The sequence below is a fragment of the Nitrosophilus sp. genome (assembly GCF_982775275.1).
Genome location: NZ_CEXZHP010000014.1, coordinates 1 through 16,777, shown reverse-complemented (window position 1 = coordinate 16,777; position 16,777 = coordinate 1). Strand labels below are relative to the sequence as shown.

Sequence of the window (16,777 nt, the reverse complement as noted above, 5' to 3'; positions counted from 1 at the left end):
TGAAAAAGTTAGAAAGTTAGAAAGTGAGCGAGGGCAAGCCGAAGGTTTAGTATTAGTTAAAATGGTTGAGTAGTTAAGTGGTTAAGTAGTTTAGTGAAAAAGTTAGAAAGTTAGAGAGCGAAAGAGTATTTTTTTCCAATGTCTAATGTCCAATGTCCAATGTCTAATTTGGTTAAAATAGTTGAGTAGTTTAGTGGTTAAGTGGTTGAGTAGTTAAATTACTAAAAACCAAATTTTTTAAAAAGGAGTTTTATGTATATTAAGAGTTTAAAGTTTTCTTTGTGGGCTGATTTTATAGAGAGGGATTTTTTAGATAAAGAATTTAAAGAACTAATCAAAAAAGGCATAGTTAACGGAGCCACAAGCAATCCCGCAATCTTTAAAAACGCTATCTTAAACTCTTTTGCTTATAAAGAGCAATTAAAAAAATTAACCGATAAAACCCCTAAGGAAAAATATGAAGAGCTAGCTATTTTTGATATACAAAAAGCTGCGGATATTTTAATACCTCTTTATGAAAAAAATGATGAGGGATTTGTTAGTATCGAAGTTGACCCAAATTATGCAAACGATACAAAAAATAGTATTGAAGAGGCAAAATATTTGTGGAATAAAATCGATAGAAAAAATTTAATGATAAAAATTCCAGTAACCGATGAAGGTTGTGAAGTTATTGAGGAGCTTGTTAGCGAAGGGATTAACGTAAACGCCACTTTAATTTTCGATCCAAAATACGCTATTAGATGTTTGGACGCTATTGAAAAAGGGTTGAAAAGATCTTCAAAAACGCCTTATACCGTTCTTAGTATATTTGTTAGCAGATTCGATAGAAAACTTGATCCTATTTTAGAAAAAAAGGGTTTACAAAAAGGAAAGGTAGGTATATATAACGCCGCAAAAATATACAATATTATCCAAAAAAGAGATATCCCAAACTGCAAAGCTTTATTTGCAAGCACCGGAGTAAAAGGAGACGATTATCCCCAAGATTATTATATAACCAATCTTTTAGCATCCAATAGCATAAATACCGCTCCTATCCATACAATAAAATCTTTTGTAAAAAGCAAAAAAAATGAGGCAAAACTTCCAATAGATGATGAAAAGATCGATAATTTTTTTCAAGAGTTAAAAAATAGCCAAATAGATATGCAAAAAGTATATAATGATCTTTTAGAAGAAGGAATTATGGCTTTTAAAGAGGCGTTTAAAGATATTTTGGATGAGTTGGAGTAGATTATGGAAAATAGTATGATTAATATCGAAAATCTTACATTTGAGACGACAAATAAGATTAGAAAATATTTAAAAAAACTTATAAATATGGGTGGTAGTGATTTACATATAAAAGCAAACTCTATTATTAGAGCAAGAATTCAGGGCGATATTGTTCCTTTTTCAGGCGAGGTTATCTCAAAAGATGAAGCTTTGACTTTGGCAAAAGAGCTATTAAGAAGTAGATTTAAAGAGTTGGTAGAATATAAAGATGTAGATTTAGTATTTATTTATGACGCTAATACTAGATTTAGGGTAAATATCTTTTTTCAGATGGATGGAGTTTCCGCCGTATTTAGGACAATACCAGTTAAAATAAAATCAATAGATAAACTTATGCTTCCAAAGGCTATACATAAACTTGCTAAAATTCCTAGAGGTTTAGTTCTAGTAACTGGAGTTACCGGAAGCGGTAAATCAACGACCCTTGCGGCAATTATAGATGAGATAAATAAAAATAGAAGAGAGCATATCATAACTATAGAAGATCCCGTAGAATTTGTGCATAAAGACCAAAACTGTATGATAAACCAAAGAAGTTTGGGTCAAGACACAATTAGTTTTTCAAGAGCTTTAAGAGCTGCATTAAGAGAAGACCCAGATATTATACTTGTTGGAGAGATGAGAGATCTTGAAACTATAGAGATGGCTTTACATGCTGCGGAAACCGGGCATCTTGTCTTTTCTACCCTTCACACTTTAGATGTTAAAGAGACAATAAATAGAATAATTAGTATGTTTCCTTCTGAAGAGCAAAATAGAATAAGAGTCGTCTTAGCCTCAGTTTTAGAGTCTGTGATATCCCAAAGACTCGTTAAAAGGAAAGATGGAGGAAGAATAGCGGCAGTTGAAGTGATGTTTAGAACAAAAAGAATTGAAACATTAATTGAAGAGGGAAGAGAAATGGAGTTAACCGATGCTATTGAAGATGGAACGGTTTATGGAATGCAAACATTTGATCAAGCTCTATTAGATTTATATAAAAAAGGACTAATAAATGAGGAAGAAGCTCTAAACAATGCAACTAGTAGAGCCGATATGAAATTAAAACTAGAAGGCATAGTAGATAAAACATCTCAAATAGATAGTTCTATGGTAGGCGAAGATAAAGATGAGGATGTTATAGATTTAAAAATTTAATTTAACTTAAATTTATTTTTAGTATAATACGCCTCCAATTTAAATAAAAGGAAGAGAAGATGTTAGAAGGCATAATTAGAGAGAGTATCGGCAAAAGTAGCGCGAAAAAACTTCGCCGAGATGGTTATCTAATTGCCAATATTTACGGTAAAGGTTTGGAAAATATTAATGCGGCTTTTAAAAAGGGAGACTTTATAAGAGCCGTTAGAAATAAAGAAAAACTTGCTTTCCCCGTAAAAGTTGGTGATAAAGAATTAAACGTTGTTGTTCAGGAGTATCAAAAAGATCCAGTAACATACGATTTGGTTCATGTTGATTTGATGGTTGCTCAGCCTGGAGTTGTAACCTATTATATGGTGCCTATTAAAACAGTTGGAACACCAAAAGGTTTGAAAAATAAGGGAGTTTTAGTTACTTCAAAAAGAAGAATCAAAGTAAAAGGCGCTATTGAAAATATTCCAGATTCGATAACACTTGATGTTAGCGATTTGGATGTTGGAGATGCGATCTTAATAAGAGATATAGAGCTTCCAGAAGGCGTTACTCATATGATACCAGATAGAGTAGCGGTAGTAGGTGTTGTAAAAGCTAAATAATGTTTTTATTGGTAGGTCTTGGTAACCCTGGGCCAAAATATAAAAACAATCGCCACAATATAGGATTTATGGTTATCGATTATCTTATCGATAGCCTAAATCCCACAGAGATTAAAAAAAAAGAGTTTAAAGGCTTTCTTTATAAATCTAAAGATATACTTCTATTAAAACCTCAAACATTTATGAATCTCTCAGGCGAGAGTGTAGCAGCTGTTAAAAATTTTTATAAGATTAATAATAGTAATATAATCGTAATCCATGACGATTTGGATCTAAAATTTGGCGCTATCCGTTTTAAAATAGGTGGAAGCAGCGGCGGTCATAATGGATTAAAATCGATAGATAAATATATAGGGAATGACTATATTAGAGTTAGGATAGGCATAGGTAGACCAAAAGATAAAAAGGATGTTATTAATTTTGTATTAAGCGATTTTAATGAAAAAGAGAGGGAGTTTTTACCAACTATTGTAAAAAAAGCTGCGCAAGGGGCTATTGCTTTAACAAAAGAAGATTTTGATATCGTAAGAAGCAGATATTCCCAAAAAGGGATCGAGATAAAAGAGGATAGATGTTAAATAGATATTTGGTTATTTTATATTTAAAATATTTTTTTATTATTTTAATCGCTCTTATCTCCTTTTTTGTTGGTTTGGATTATCTGCAAAACGCAAAAAATCTGCCAAGTTCAGCAAACTTGCAAATAATGTATATTTTATACAAATCTTTTTACGCAATGGATATTTTGCTTCCCATCTCAACTGTTTTTGCTATGATCGCAACAAAAATATCTCTTATTAGGTCCAACGAGTTAGTAGCAATTTACTCTATAGGATATGATAAAAAAAGTGTGATAAAACCTCTTTTTGTTACCTCTTTTTTTATACTTTTAGTTTTTATGATTTTACATACCACATCTTTTTCATACGCAAACGAAAACGCAAACAATATAAAAAAACACGATTTTTTAACAAGTTCTACATCCAATCTATTTTTTAAATATAATGATTTTTATATCTATTTTAAAAAGCTTTATCCTTTTCAAAAAAAGGCAGAAGATATAAGGATTTTTTCTGTTAAGGATAAGATTTTGCAAAAAATTATTAGATCAAAAGAGGCCTATTTTCAAGATGATCTTTGGAAAATAAAAGATGCGCTTATCATTAAAAAAGAGAGTGAAAAAATCGTTTTAGATAAAAAAAATGAGATTAAACTTTTAAAAGGTTTCAAACCAAAAATTTTAGATTCAGTTTATGAGGGTAAAACAAGTTTTTCTATTTTAGACGCTTTATATGCGATAAAACTTTTAAAGGAGCAAAAAATTAATATCCAAAAAATAAAAGCGGTTCTATATTCACAAATCATATATCCATTTTTTGCTCCTTTTTTGATGGTAATACTTTTTTATTTTGTTCCTATAACCCAAAGAATTGCAAGTATTACTCTATTTAGTTTTGGCGCAATAATTTTATCTTTAATTGTTTGGGGATTATTATATTCTTTGATTAGACTCTCTTTTGCTTCGGTATTGATCCCGGAAATTTCTACTATTTTGCCTATTTTTATACTTTCTTTGCTAGCACTTTATTTTTATAAAAAATATTAATCAATAATTTGGTAAAATAGCCCCTTATTAATCATTCTATCGGAGAAAAATAATGATGAATTTTAAAAAGTTGGCTCAAAAATATGATACTCCGTTATATGTTTACGATTTTGATGAAATAGAGAAGAATTTTTTGGATTTAAAAAAAGCTTTTAAGGCTAGAAAATCTCTAATCGCTTATGCGGTAAAGGCAAATTCAAATCTTTCTGTATTAAAAAAAATATCTTTACTTGGCGGCGGCGCTGATTGCGTATCTATAGGGGAGATTAAAAGAGCCATAATGGCAGGTATACCAAAATATAAAATCGTATTTAGCGGAGTTGGAAAAAAAGATAATGAAATAAAAGAGGCTTTGGAACTTGATATACTTTTTATAAATTTAGAAAGCGAAGGGGAGATGCAAAGGGTTGAAGAGATCGCAAGATCTCTTGGAAAAAAAGCAAGAATCAGTATAAGAGTCAATCCAAATATAGATCCAAAAACCCATCCATATATTTCTACAGGACTTCATGAAAATAAATTTGGAGTTGAGATAGACGTAGCAAAAAGAATGTATTTAAAAGCTCATAATAGCTCCTTTTTAGAGCCGGTGGGGATCCATTTTCATATAGGAAGCCAGTTGACAGAGCTTGAGCCTATAAAAGAGGCGAGTGCTATTGTTGCTGATTTGACAAGAAGTTTATTAAAAATAGGTATAGATATAAAATTTTTTGATGTTGGCGGAGGACTTGGGATAAAATACAAAGATGAAGAGCCTATAAAGCCATACGATTATGCTCAGGCAATATTTTCTACGTTAAAGGGACTTGATTTAACTATTGTTTGTGAGCCTGGAAGATTTATTGTAGGAAATGCGGGATATTTTTTAACAAAAGTTTTGTATGAAAAAAGAAGCGCAAACAAAAGATTTATTATAGTTGATGGTGCAATGAACGATTTTCTTAGACCATCTTTATATAATGCTTATCATAGGGTTGAAGTTTTGGGAAAAAATGAAGAAAAGAGTTTAGCAGATGTTGTAGGTCCCGTTTGTGAAAGCGGGGATTTTTTAGCAAAGGATAGATTATTGTCAAAAACCGAGCACAACGACATAATCATAGTTTACAGTGCTGGCGCATATGGATTTGTTATGAGTAGCAATTATAACTCAAGACCAAGAGCGGCAGAAGTTGCCGTTGAAAAAGGTCAAGATAGAATAATCAGAGATAGAGAGAGTTTTGAAGATTTGATTGAAAAAGAGGTAAAATATATATGAGATTTTTTATCGATGTTCAAGGGACCTTGATAGACGATAAAAACAGACTTCCAATAAATGGAGCAATAGATTTTATAAACTCTTTAAACAAAAAAAATTTTGAATATCTTGTGATTACTAACAATACAAAAAAGAGTTCTAAAGATTTTTTAGCATATTTAAACGGTGTAGGGCTAAATATAGATGAGAAAAATTATATAGATCCATTTTATGTTTTGAAAGAGATTTTGAAATATAAAAAAATTGCGGCATACGGAGTAGATGGTTTTATAAAAAATTTGGAAAATTTGGGATATGAGATGGAGTTCAATAATCCTAAAGCTCTTTTAATAAGCGTTAGGGATGATTACGATTTTGAAGATTTTGCCAAAATGATCCATTTTTTATTAAAAGGGGCAGAACTTTTTGGAATGCATAAAAGCGCCATTTATGTGAAAAATTCAAAAAAATATCCTGGAGTGGGAGCACTTTTGGAGATGTTGAGTTTTGCGACCAATAAAGAGTATAAAGTTGTTGGTAAACCGAGCAAAATATTTTTTGATAAGGCTTTGGAGAAGTTAAAAAAAGTTTATAATCAAAATTTCGATTTTAATGATATATACATAATAAGCGACGATGTTATCGGAGATCTTGTAGGAGCGAAAAAACTTGGCATGAAAACCATCTTTGTTTTAAGCGGAAAGTTTAATGACCCAAAGATTATCGAAAATTTGAGTGAAAATCTTAAGCCCGATTTTATCGTAAAGGATATAAAAGAGGCTGGTAAATTATTGGGGGTGATATGAAAAAATTGGAAGAGTTAAGAAAAAAAATAGATTCAATCGATGATGAGATTTTAAAACTTTTAAATGAGAGGATGAAAGTCGTAAAAGAGGTTGGAGAACTTAAAAATAAAACAAAAGCCCCAATTTATAGGCCAGAGCGGGAACAAGAGATCTTAAACAGACTTAAAAAGAAAAATAGAGGTCCCCTAACCGATAGTGCGATTGATGCTATTTTTTTGGAGATTTTTGCAGTCGCTAGAAATTTAGAAAGACCAGAAAGAGTTGCATATTTGGGACCGGAAGGGAGTTTTACCCATCAGGCCGCAGAGTCGAGATTTGGTGCAATGAGCGATTATTTATCTATGAATTCAATAAGTGCCGTTTTTAAAGCCGTTGAGACAAAAAGGGCAAAATATGGAGTGGTGCCTATAGAAAACTCTATAGATGGGGTAGTAGGAGAAACTCTTGATCTTTTAGGAAGAAGTCCTTTATTGATAGTAGCCGAAAATTATATGCCTATACATCATACCTTTGCCACTTTAGAAGATGATTTAAGTAAGATTAAAAAAATATATTCCAAAGATATTGCCTTTGGTCAGTGTAGAAATTTTTTAATAGAACACTCTTTAGAGGATGTTGAGCTAATCCCAGTAGAATCCACTGCCAAAGCGGCTAAACTTGCTTCAAAAGAGAGAGGAAGTGCCGCGATATGTTCTCATATTGCTGCAAAACTTTATAATCTTCCTATACTTTTTGAAAATATCGAAGATCTTCATACAAATAAAACAAGATTTATAATAATAAGCGATTTTAAAAATGAAAAAAGCGGAAACGATAAAACTTCAATATTGGCAAAACTTGAAGATAAACCGGGATCTTTGGTTAGGTTTTTGGAAGATTTTGACGCGGAGAATATAAACTTGACAAAAATAGAGAGCCGACCGGCAGCGGATAGAGAGTTTAGTTACTGGTTTTATATAGATTTTGAAGGTCATATTGATGATGATAACGTAAAGAGGGTTTTTAATAAACATAAAAAAGAGATCAAATGGCTTGGAAGTTATGTTAAAGCTGTAAGTAGCGAGGATTGATATGAAATTTAACAGTTATTTAAACAGTTTAAAAGTTTATGAAGCGGGTAAACCGATAGAATTGGTAGTTAGAGATTATGGAATAGATCCAAAAGATATAATTAAATTGGCTTCCAATGAAAATCCATACGGAACAAGTCCAAAAGTTGTAGAAGAGATAAAAAAAATAGCCCATTTAATGTATCTTTATCCAGATGATAGTATGTTTGAATTAAAAGAGGGGTTGTCAAAAAAATATGGAATAAATGATGAAAATATTATTATCGGCGCAGGAAGCGATCAAGTTATAGAGTTTGCTTCAAGGGCTGTTTTAAATGAAAAACAAAAGGTTTTAATGAGTAAAATTACTTTTGCAATGTATGAGATATATGCTTTGCAGCAAGGGGCCAAGATCATTAAAAGCAGCTGTTATAGACACGATTTGGATGAATTTTACGAAATTTATAAAAAAGAAAATCCCCAAATTATTTATATCTGCTCTCCAAACAATCCAACGGGAGACGCTTTAGATAAAGATTATATCTATAAATTTTTAGAAAAAGTAAAAGAGCCTTTGGTAGTGATAGATGGTGCATATATGGAGTATGCTTCTTATAAAGATGAAAATAAAAAAATAGACCCTAAAGATTTAATCCAAAAATTTGAAAATGTTTTATATCTTGGAACATTTTCTAAAGCCTACGGGCTTGGAGGTATGAGAGTTGGATATGGAATAGCCAATAAAGATATAATTAAAAATCTTTATAAATTAAGGCCCCCTTTTAATATAACCACTCTTAGTTTAAAAGCGGCGACTTTGGCTTTAGAGGATGAAGAGTTTGTAAAAGAGAGTATTAAAAGAAACTTTATTCAGATGGAAAGGTTCGTAAATTACGCAATAAAAAAAGGGCTGGAATTTATTGATAGTTATACAAATTTTATAACTTATATTTTGCCAAAAAATTTAAATTCAAAAGAGATATCAAATATGCTCTTAAAAAAAGGTGTTATTATTAGAGATCTAACGGGTTATGGACTAAACGCTATAAGTATCGCGATAGGCACAAAAGAGCAAAATGATAAATTTTTTGAAAAATTTGATGAGGTTTTAAATGAATATTAAAAACTACTCATTAAATGAGTTGGAAAATCTTTGCAAAGATATTAGGCAAAGAATTTTAGAAGTCGTTAGTAAAAACGGAGGACATTTAAGCTCTACTTTGGGAGCTGTGGAGTTGATTGTAGCTATGCATTACGTTTTTGACGTAGAAAAGGATCCTTTTATTTTTGACGTAAGCCATCAAGCATATGCTCATAAATTACTAACTAACAGATGGGAAGAGTTTGATACCCTGAGGCAGTTTGGTGGGATTAGCGGATATACAAAGCCAAGCGAGTCAAAATATGACTATTATGTAGCAGGGCATAGTTCAACATCCATATCTTTAGCTGTAGGTGCGGCTAAAGCAATAAAGCTCAAAAATGAAAAAAGAATCCCGGTTGTCTTAATTGGCGATGGGGCTATGAGTGCTGGTATGGTTTATGAGGCCCTAAATGAGCTTGGAGATAAAAAATATCCTGTTGTTATAATATTAAATGACAATGAGATGAGTATTTCCAAACCAATAGGCGCCATTAGTAAATATTTAAGCCAAAAAATGGCGAGTCCTTTATATCAAAATATTAAAAAAAGAACTGAAAAATTACTTTCTCATTTGCCCGAATCTGCAACATATTTGGCAAAAAGATTTGAAGAGTCTTTAAGATTGATAACTCCCGGAATTTTGTTTGAAGAACTTGGAATTGAATATATCGGCCCAATTGATGGACACGATTTGAAAGGATTGATTGAAACTTATTCGATTGCGAAAGATTTAAATAAGCCCGTTATCATACATGCTCAGACTTTAAAAGGAAAAGGGTATAAAATAGCAGAAGGGTATTATGAGCATTGGCATGGAGTTGGTCCATTTGATTTAAAAACTGGAAAACCTCTAAAAAAAAGCACAAAACCAAGCGCAACTTCTTTATTTAGCAAAGCTTTGATGGAGATAGCGAAAAAAGATGAAAAAGTGGTCGGAGTAACTGCCGCAATGCCAAGCGGAACGGGGCTTAAACCGTTAATTGAAGAGTTTGAAGATAGATTTTGGGATGTTGGGATTGCCGAGCAGCATGCGGTTACATCTATGGGACCGTTAGCAAAAGAGGGATTTAAACCTTTTGTTGCAATATATTCTACCTTTTTGCAAAGAGGATATGATCAAGTAATTCATGATATTGCTCTTATGAACGTTCCGGTTGTTTTTGCTATTGATAGAGCCGGTATTGTTGGAGAGGATGGAGAGACGCATCAAGGCGTTTTTGATATTAGTTATTTAAGAGCAATTCCAAATTTAACTCTTTTTGCTCCAAGGGATGAAAAGAGTATGAAAAGGGCTGTTGAATTTGCTTATAATTTTAAGACCCCTTGTGCATTTAGATATCCAAGAGGAAGCTTTATATTGGAAAATGAGTTTGATGATATGCCTTTTGAATTGGGAAAGGCTCAAAAATTAATAGAAAAAAGAAGTGAAATAGTTTTTATTGGATATGGCAATGGAGTTGGAAGAGCATATGAGACTTTAAAATTGTTAGATTTTGATATTTCGTTAGTTGATCTTCGTTTTGTGAAACCTCTGGATGAAAATATGTTAAAATCTTTATCAAAAAAATATAAATATTGGTTTGTTTTTAGTGATAGTGTAAAGATGGGTGGAGTAGCAAGCGCAATATTGGAATTTTTTGCAAAAGAGAAGATTAAAAATATTAATCTTTACTCCTTTGAATATGAAGATCTATTTATACCTCATGGGAAAATTTCTGATGTTGAGGAGTTTTTAGGTTTAAGACCTTATCAACTTGCAGAAAAAATCAAAGATGTGTTAAAGGATAAAAATGGGTGAAATACTTGAATTGCTAAAAGAGAAAAATTTAAAAGCGACACCTCAAAGATTAGCTATATTGAACCTTTTAAACGGCCATACCCATCCTACCATAGAAGAGATCTATGATGAGATAAAAAAGATTTTTCCTTCAATATCACTTGCTACCATTTATAAAAATATTAATACCTTAAAAGATGCCAAAATTGTAACTGAGTTAAATCCCGGTGGAAAATTAAAATATGACATAAATATAAGTCCCCATTTCCATGGAGTTTGTAAAAATTGTGGGAAAATAGTTGATTATTATGATGAAAGTTTAATGAAAGAGTGCATAAAAAATATTGAAGATAAAACTTCTCAAAAAATATTTGGGATAGATATTACTGTTTATATATTATGTGATGATTGTGCTAAAGCTTAAAGCTTTAGCACAAAATATTATAATTCGTCAGCGTGTTTAGCTAAAAACTCTGCTACCCCTTCTGGAGTTGGCTTCATAGCCTCTTTGCCTTTTTCCCAATCTGCAGGGCAAACTTCACCATATTCATTGGCAAACTCCATAGCGTCAACCATTCTTATCATCTCATCGATGTTTCTACCAAGTGGTAGGTCGTTGATTACCGCGTGTCTTACTGTTCCATCCTTATCGATTAAAAAACTACCTCTTAAAGCTACTCCAGCCTCTTCAAGCAACACATCATAATCTCTTGCTATCTGTTTAGTCAAATCGGCTACTAAAGGATATCTAACGTTTCCTATACCACCTTTGTCAACAGGTGTGTTTTTCCAAGCTAAATGGCTATATTGAGAATCTACAGAACAACCAATAACAGTTATTCCTCTTTTTTGAAACTCTTCCAATCTATGATCAAAAGCCAATAGCTCAGTTGGACAAACAAAAGTAAAATCTAACGGATAGAAAAAGAGTACCGCTCCCTTTTCTCCTATATTTTCATAAAGATTGAAATCTTCAACGATAGTGTTGTCAGGCATAACTGCTGGTGCAGTAAAATCTGGTGCTTTTTTCGTAACTAACATAGTTTTCTCCTTTGGAAAATTTTTTTCTTTTGAAAAACATTATAATTTTAACACGGTTAAACTAAATATTTTCTAATTTTAATATATTAGGTTGGAGAATGAAGAGTTTGATTATCTCTTGCTGTTTAGAGTGATATTTGTTCGAAGTCGGACTTCGAACATCTTTTAGTTCTAATCTCATCTAATCTTTGATAAACTAAAAATTGGATATAATTGCCATAAATTTTAAAAAAAGGGTAGATATGGCAAGAGAGTATCTGTTTACTTCAGAGTCTGTAACTGAAGGGCATCCAGATAAGATGGCCGACCAAATTAGCGATGCGATTTTGGATTATATTATAGAAAGAGATAAAAACGCAAGAGTCGCATGTGAAACGCTTTTAAGCAACGGTTTTTGTATAATTGCCGGTGAGCTTAAAACCACAACATATGCTCCAATGCAAGAAATTGTTAGAGAAGTAATTCGCGAGATCGGCTATACGGATGCTTTATATGGATTTGATTATAGGAGTGCCGGAGTTTTAAACGCGGTTGGTGAACAGTCTCCTGATATAAATATTGGAGTAGATAAAGAGAGTGGCGAAATAGGTGCCGGCGATCAAGGGTTAATGTTTGGATATGCATGCAAAGAGACGCCAACTTTTATGCCTCTTCCTATATATTTAGCCCATCAGCTTACATTAGGACTTGCAAAAGCCAGAAAAGAGGGAACCTTACCCTTTTTAAGACCTGATGGAAAAGCTCAAGTTACCATAAAATATGTTGATGGAAAACCAAAAGAGGTTAAAACCGTGGTTGTTTCGACCCAACATGATCCAGATGTTAGTTACAATAGATTAAAAGATGCTGTTATTGAAGAGATCATATATAACGCAATTCCAAGCGAATTAATAGCAGATGATATAGAGTATCATATAAATCCCACAGGTAGATTTGTAATTGGAGGGCCGCAAGGGGATGCGGGACTAACCGGAAGGAAAATAATAGTAGATACTTATGGTGGAAGTTGTCCTCATGGAGGTGGAGCATTTAGCGGAAAAGATCCAACAAAAGTAGATAGAAGCGGTGCATATGCCGCAAGATATGTAGCAAAAAATTTGGTTGCAAGCGGAGCATGTGACAAAGCAACGATACAAATAGCTTACGCTATAGGAGTTGTTGAACCTGTTTCTATTATGGTTGATACTCACGGCACGGCAAAAGTGGATGAGCAAAAAATAGAAAAATGCATAAAAGAGCTTTTTGATTTAACGCCAAAAGGGATAATTGAATCATTAAATCTTTTAAGGCCAATATATAAAAAAACAGCGGCATATGGCCATTTTGGGAGAGAGCTTGAAGAGTTTACCTGGGAAAAATTGGATAAAGTTGAAGAGATAAAAGAGTATTTAAAATTATGATTATATTTCAAGAAACATTTAAAATTATTTTGATATAGTTATTTTGTCGTTTTAAAACCATCAAAGGAGAAAATATGGCAGTAAAAATTACAGACATCTGTATCAACTGCGGAGCATGTATTGATGAGTGTCCAGTTGAAGCTATTGTAGATGACGAGGATAATCCAACTGGAGAAGAGATATATTATGTATATCCTGATAAGTGCGTAGAGTGTGTTGGATATCACGATACTCCAGCATGTGCTGAAGCTTGTCCGACTGAAGGTTGTATTGTTTGGGATACATGCGTAGAAGGGCTTCCTTGTAGAGAAGATGTTCCAGCAGAAGCTAGAGAAAATCATCAACCGGTAATTGAGTAAACTCTTCATTTAGGAGAAGCCTTTAGGCTTTTCCTAATTTATTCTTAAAATTTAAACTTCTTTTAGGTAATCTTACTGTAAAATTCCGCTCTAATTTATTTTAATCAGGAGAAAAAAAGATGGAAAGAACTCTTTCTATAATTAAACCAGATGCGGTAGAAAAAAATGTTATAGGCAAAATTATTGATAGGTTTGAAAGTAACGGGCTTAGAATAGCCGCAATGAAAAAGATTCAGCTAACAAAAGATGATGCTGCAAAATTTTATGAAGTTCATAAAGAGAGACCTTTTTTTAATGATTTAGTTAATTATATGATAAGTGGTCCTGTAGTAGTTATGGTTCTTGAAGGTGAAAACGCAGTAGCAAAAAATAGAGAGCTTATGGGAGCTACAAATCCAAAAGAAGCAGCACCGGGAACTATAAGAGCCGATTTTGCTGAAAGTATTGAGGCAAATGCTGTCCATGGAAGTGATAGTTTGGAAAATGCCGATAAAGAGATAAGATTTTTCTTTGCCGAAAGGGAAATATTATAAGTGAAAATAGAGTTTAAAAAGATTGGAACACAAACAAAAGAGTTTAATCTAATAAAAGATGGAGTTGAATTTAAAGGAAAATTTAAAAAAGATAAAGATTTTTTAATAGATATCGAAGGAAATATAAAAAATGAAATAAAAGTTGTTTGTGATAGATGCTCAAAAGAGTTTATGCTAAAATTAGATGAAAATATTCATATAAAAGCAAGTGAAGGTATTTTTAAAGGTCAACTTGAAGATGTTGACGTTATAGAGTTTTATGATGGCAAAATAGATTTTATTGAGATTTTAGATAGCGAGTTGGAGTCTATAAAACTTGATTATCACTTGTGTGAAAATTGTAAAAAAGAAGAAGAGTTTGAAAAAGAGTTTTAATTAAATAAAGGAGAAAATTATGGCAGTACCAAAAAGACGCGTAAGCAAAACAAGAGCAGCAAAAAGAAGAACCCATTATAAGTTGTCATTGCCAAGACCAGTAAAAGATAAAGATGGAACTTGGAAAATGCCTCACCATATTAATAAATTTACAGGTGAATATAAAAGCTAAAAATGATAACCATAGCTGTTGATGCAATGGGTGGGGACTTTGGTCCCTATCCTATTGTAGAAGGAACTATATTAGCTTTAAAAGAAAAAAAATTTAAAGCGATATTAGTTGGCGATAAAAAAAAGATATTATCTTTAATACCCAATTCTTTAAAAAATAAAATAGAGATCGTAGAAGCTTCAGATGTAATCGATATGTCCGATCCAGCTACTGATGCTTTAAAAAGAAAAGAGAGCTCTATCTATAAGGCTGTTGAGCTAGTAAGAGAAAAAAAAGCAGATGCTGTAGTTTCTGCTGGCCATAGCGGTGCAACAATGAGTCTTGCTACTTTAAGAATTGGTAGACTCAAAAAAGTAAGTAGACCTGCAATTGCTACTTTAATGCCTACATCACAAGGTAAAAAAAGCTTAGTACTTGATGTTGGGGCAAATGTTGATTGCAAACCAGAACATCTATTTGAATTTGCGATAATGGGTGAAGCGTATGCTAAAGATATATTAAAAAATAGCTCTCCCAAGGTTGGTTTATTATCAAATGGAGAAGAAGAGTCAAAAGGTAATGAACTTACAAAATCCGCATATAAAATGTTAAAAAAATTGCCATCGTTTGTTGGTAATGTTGAGGGAAATAACATTTTTGATGGAAGTGTAGATGTTGTTGTTTGTGATGGATTTACCGGTAACGTAGTTTTAAAAACTGCAGAAGGTGTTGCACAAACTATCGGAAAATTTATGAAAGATCATATAAAAAAATCTCCAATAAGAATGGCCGGTGCACTTTTAATGAAAAAAGTATTTAGATCCTTAAAAAAAGAGATCGATTATTCTGAATATGGCGGCGCTCCATTAATAGGCATAAAAGGATGCGCAATTATTAGTCATGGGAAAAGTACCCCTAAAGCCATTAAAAATGCAATCTTTCAAGCAATAAAATATGTAGAGTCTGGCGTAAATGAATCAATTGAAAAAAGATTAGAAGAAGTAATGTAAAGGATTTATTGTGTACGCAGCTTTTAGATCGGTTGGTTCTTATATTCCAAAAAATGTTTTAACTAATGAAGATTTGGAAAAAATTGTGGATACTTCGGATGAATGGATAACAAAAAGAACAGGTATAAAAACAAGATATATAGCAAACAAAGATGAATCAACAAGTGATTTGGGAGTAAAAGCTGCTAAAGTGGCTCTCAAAAGAGCTAAACTAGATGCAAATGAATTGGATATGATTATATGTGCAACAATAAGTCCAGACTATTTTTGTATGCCATCTACCGCGTGTATGATTTCTAAAAAATTGGGAATTTCCAATATACCTTCTTTTGATATAAGTGCTGCTTGTAGCGGTTTTATATACGCTTTAGCAATGGCAAAATCATTTATTGAATCAAATATGGCAAAAAATATTCTTATAGTTGGAGCTGAAAAATTAAGTGCAATTGTTGATTATTCTGATAGAACTACCTGTGTATTGTTTGGTGATGGAGCAGGTGCTGCGATTATTTCACAAACAAAAGATAAAAATGAAGCTATCTTAGATGTTAATATTTCAGCAGATGGGAAATATTATGATTATTTGATAACTCCTGGCTGCGGAACTAATATGCCATGTTCAGAAGAGACACTAAAAGAACATGCTTGCTTTATGAAAATGAAAGGAAATGAGACATTTAAAGTCGCAGTTAAGACTTTAACAAATGATGTTATTGAAATATTAAATAAAAATAATATTGATAGTAGCAAAATCGATCATTTTATTCCCCATCAAGCAAACTACAGAATATTAAATGCAGTTGCTCAAGCATTAAAACTCAAAGAGTCTCAGGTTGTAATGACAGTTTCTAAGTATGGAAATACCTCTTCAGCTTCAATCCCAATGGCAATGAATGATATATATGAAGAAGGTAGATTAAAAAAAGGGGACATGATGCTTTTGGATGCCTTTGGTGGTGGTTTTACATGGGGTAGTGCACTTGTTCCTTTTTCTCCTGCTGACTGATTAAACTTAAATTAAGCTATTTTTGTTATACTTCCATTCGCTTTTGATGGCGGCTGAGATGTTAGCTGAGTTAGCTTGACAATTTCAGTTTTATTTAGTATAATTTCAGCCCTTAAAACGGGGGAGAGATTATTTAGATGATCTTTGAAAACTAGACAAGTGAAGAGGAAATTCCTTTGAGCCAAAGGGTTTAAGGATAGACATATCTATAGAATATTTATTTTATGGAGAGTTTGATCCTGGCTCAGAGTGAACGCTGGCGGCGTGCTTAACAC

General features: G+C 32.4%; 19 protein-coding genes. 18 read left to right on the top strand and 1 reads right to left on the bottom strand.

Annotated elements, in window-relative coordinates; genetic code table 11:
• Nucleotides 1-252: 252 nt before the first annotated feature.
• From AC30RD_RS01685 to AC30RD_RS01635, 11 genes are read left to right on the top strand one after another with little or no spacing between them, the layout of a single operon-like run.
• A complete protein-coding gene (locus tag AC30RD_RS01685; RefSeq protein ID WP_489492419.1) occupies nt 253-1,236 on the top strand; it encodes a transaldolase in 984 nt (327 codons plus the stop codon).
• A gap of 3 nt (nt 1,237-1,239) precedes the next feature.
• Nucleotides 1,240-2,415, top strand: a complete 1,176-nt coding sequence (locus AC30RD_RS01680; RefSeq protein ID WP_489492418.1) for a type IV pilus twitching motility protein PilT — start codon at nt 1,240-1,242, stop codon at nt 2,413-2,415.
• Nucleotides 2,416-2,474: 59 nt separating this feature from the next.
• A complete protein-coding gene (locus AC30RD_RS01675) occupies nt 2,475-3,011 on the top strand; it encodes a 50S ribosomal protein L25/general stress protein Ctc (RefSeq protein WP_489492417.1) in 537 nt (178 codons plus the stop codon).
• Nucleotides 3,011-3,589 carry an aminoacyl-tRNA hydrolase gene (gene pth, locus AC30RD_RS01670; protein ID WP_489492416.1) on the top strand — a complete coding sequence of 193 codons (579 nt, stop codon included), beginning with the start codon at nt 3,011-3,013 and terminating at the stop codon, nt 3,587-3,589. The genes AC30RD_RS01675 and pth overlap by 1 nt, the downstream gene beginning before the upstream one ends.
• Nucleotides 3,583-4,617 (top strand): LptF/LptG family permease, encoded by a 1,035-nt coding sequence (locus tag AC30RD_RS01665; protein WP_489492415.1) that lies wholly within the window; start codon nt 3,583-3,585, stop codon nt 4,615-4,617. Before pth ends, AC30RD_RS01665 begins: the two co-directional genes overlap by 7 nt.
• 55 nt (nt 4,618-4,672) lie before the next feature.
• The gene (gene lysA, locus AC30RD_RS01660; protein WP_489492420.1) at nt 4,673-5,872 is read left to right on the top strand and encodes a diaminopimelate decarboxylase; all 1,200 of its coding nucleotides are present in this window, start codon (nt 4,673-4,675) and stop codon (nt 5,870-5,872) included.
• Complete coding sequence (locus AC30RD_RS01655) at nt 5,869-6,657, top strand: HAD-IIA family hydrolase (protein WP_489492414.1); 789 nt, start codon at nt 5,869-5,871, stop codon at nt 6,655-6,657. The genes lysA and AC30RD_RS01655 overlap by 4 nt, the downstream gene beginning before the upstream one ends.
• Nucleotides 6,654-7,727: a prephenate dehydratase gene (pheA, locus tag AC30RD_RS01650; protein ID WP_489492413.1), complete on the top strand. Its 1,074-nt coding sequence runs from the start codon at nt 6,654-6,656 to the stop codon at nt 7,725-7,727. Before AC30RD_RS01655 ends, pheA begins: the two co-directional genes overlap by 4 nt.
• Before the next feature lies 1 nt (nt 7,728).
• Nucleotides 7,729-8,829, top strand: coding sequence for a histidinol-phosphate transaminase (gene hisC / locus AC30RD_RS01645; RefSeq protein WP_489492412.1), 1,101 nt, complete (start codon nt 7,729-7,731; stop codon nt 8,827-8,829).
• Nucleotides 8,819-10,648, top strand: coding sequence for a 1-deoxy-D-xylulose-5-phosphate synthase (dxs, locus tag AC30RD_RS01640; protein ID WP_489492411.1), 1,830 nt, complete (start codon nt 8,819-8,821; stop codon nt 10,646-10,648). The genes hisC and dxs overlap by 11 nt, the downstream gene beginning before the upstream one ends.
• Complete coding sequence (locus tag AC30RD_RS01635; protein ID WP_489492410.1) at nt 10,641-11,051, top strand: Fur family transcriptional regulator; 411 nt, start codon at nt 10,641-10,643, stop codon at nt 11,049-11,051. The genes dxs and AC30RD_RS01635 overlap by 8 nt, the downstream gene beginning before the upstream one ends.
• A gap of 17 nt (nt 11,052-11,068) precedes the next feature.
• Here AC30RD_RS01635 and AC30RD_RS01630 read toward each other — a convergent pair whose 3' ends face one another.
• The gene (locus AC30RD_RS01630; protein WP_489492409.1) at nt 11,069-11,668 is read right to left on the bottom strand and encodes a peroxiredoxin; all 600 of its coding nucleotides are present in this window, start codon (nt 11,666-11,668) and stop codon (nt 11,069-11,071) included.
• 242 nt (nt 11,669-11,910) lie between these two features.
• Between AC30RD_RS01630 and metK the strand changes: the two genes are divergently transcribed.
• From metK to AC30RD_RS01595, 7 genes are all read left to right on the top strand, one after another.
• A complete protein-coding gene (gene metK / locus AC30RD_RS01625; RefSeq protein WP_489492408.1) occupies nt 11,911-13,068 on the top strand; it encodes a methionine adenosyltransferase in 1,158 nt (385 codons plus the stop codon).
• Between the two features lie 74 nt (nt 13,069-13,142).
• Nucleotides 13,143-13,427, top strand: coding sequence for a 4Fe-4S dicluster domain-containing protein (locus tag AC30RD_RS01620; protein ID WP_489492406.1), 285 nt, complete (start codon nt 13,143-13,145; stop codon nt 13,425-13,427).
• 119 nt (nt 13,428-13,546) lie between these two features.
• Nucleotides 13,547-13,960, top strand: a complete 414-nt coding sequence (gene ndk, locus AC30RD_RS01615; protein WP_489492405.1) for a nucleoside-diphosphate kinase — start codon at nt 13,547-13,549, stop codon at nt 13,958-13,960.
• Nucleotides 13,961-14,335, top strand: coding sequence for a hypothetical protein (locus tag AC30RD_RS01610; protein WP_489492404.1), 375 nt, complete (start codon nt 13,961-13,963; stop codon nt 14,333-14,335).
• A gap of 19 nt (nt 14,336-14,354) precedes the next feature.
• On the top strand, nt 14,355-14,507 hold the full coding sequence (gene rpmF, locus AC30RD_RS01605; RefSeq protein WP_187647198.1) for a 50S ribosomal protein L32: 153 nt from the start codon (nt 14,355-14,357) through the stop codon (nt 14,505-14,507).
• 2 nt (nt 14,508-14,509) lie between these two features.
• Nucleotides 14,510-15,496: a phosphate acyltransferase PlsX gene (gene plsX, locus AC30RD_RS01600; RefSeq protein ID WP_489492403.1), complete on the top strand. Its 987-nt coding sequence runs from the start codon at nt 14,510-14,512 to the stop codon at nt 15,494-15,496.
• Nucleotides 15,497-15,506: 10 nt separating this feature from the next.
• Nucleotides 15,507-16,502: a beta-ketoacyl-ACP synthase III gene (locus AC30RD_RS01595; RefSeq protein WP_489492402.1), complete on the top strand. Its 996-nt coding sequence runs from the start codon at nt 15,507-15,509 to the stop codon at nt 16,500-16,502.
• Nucleotides 16,503-16,777 lie beyond the last annotated feature (275 nt).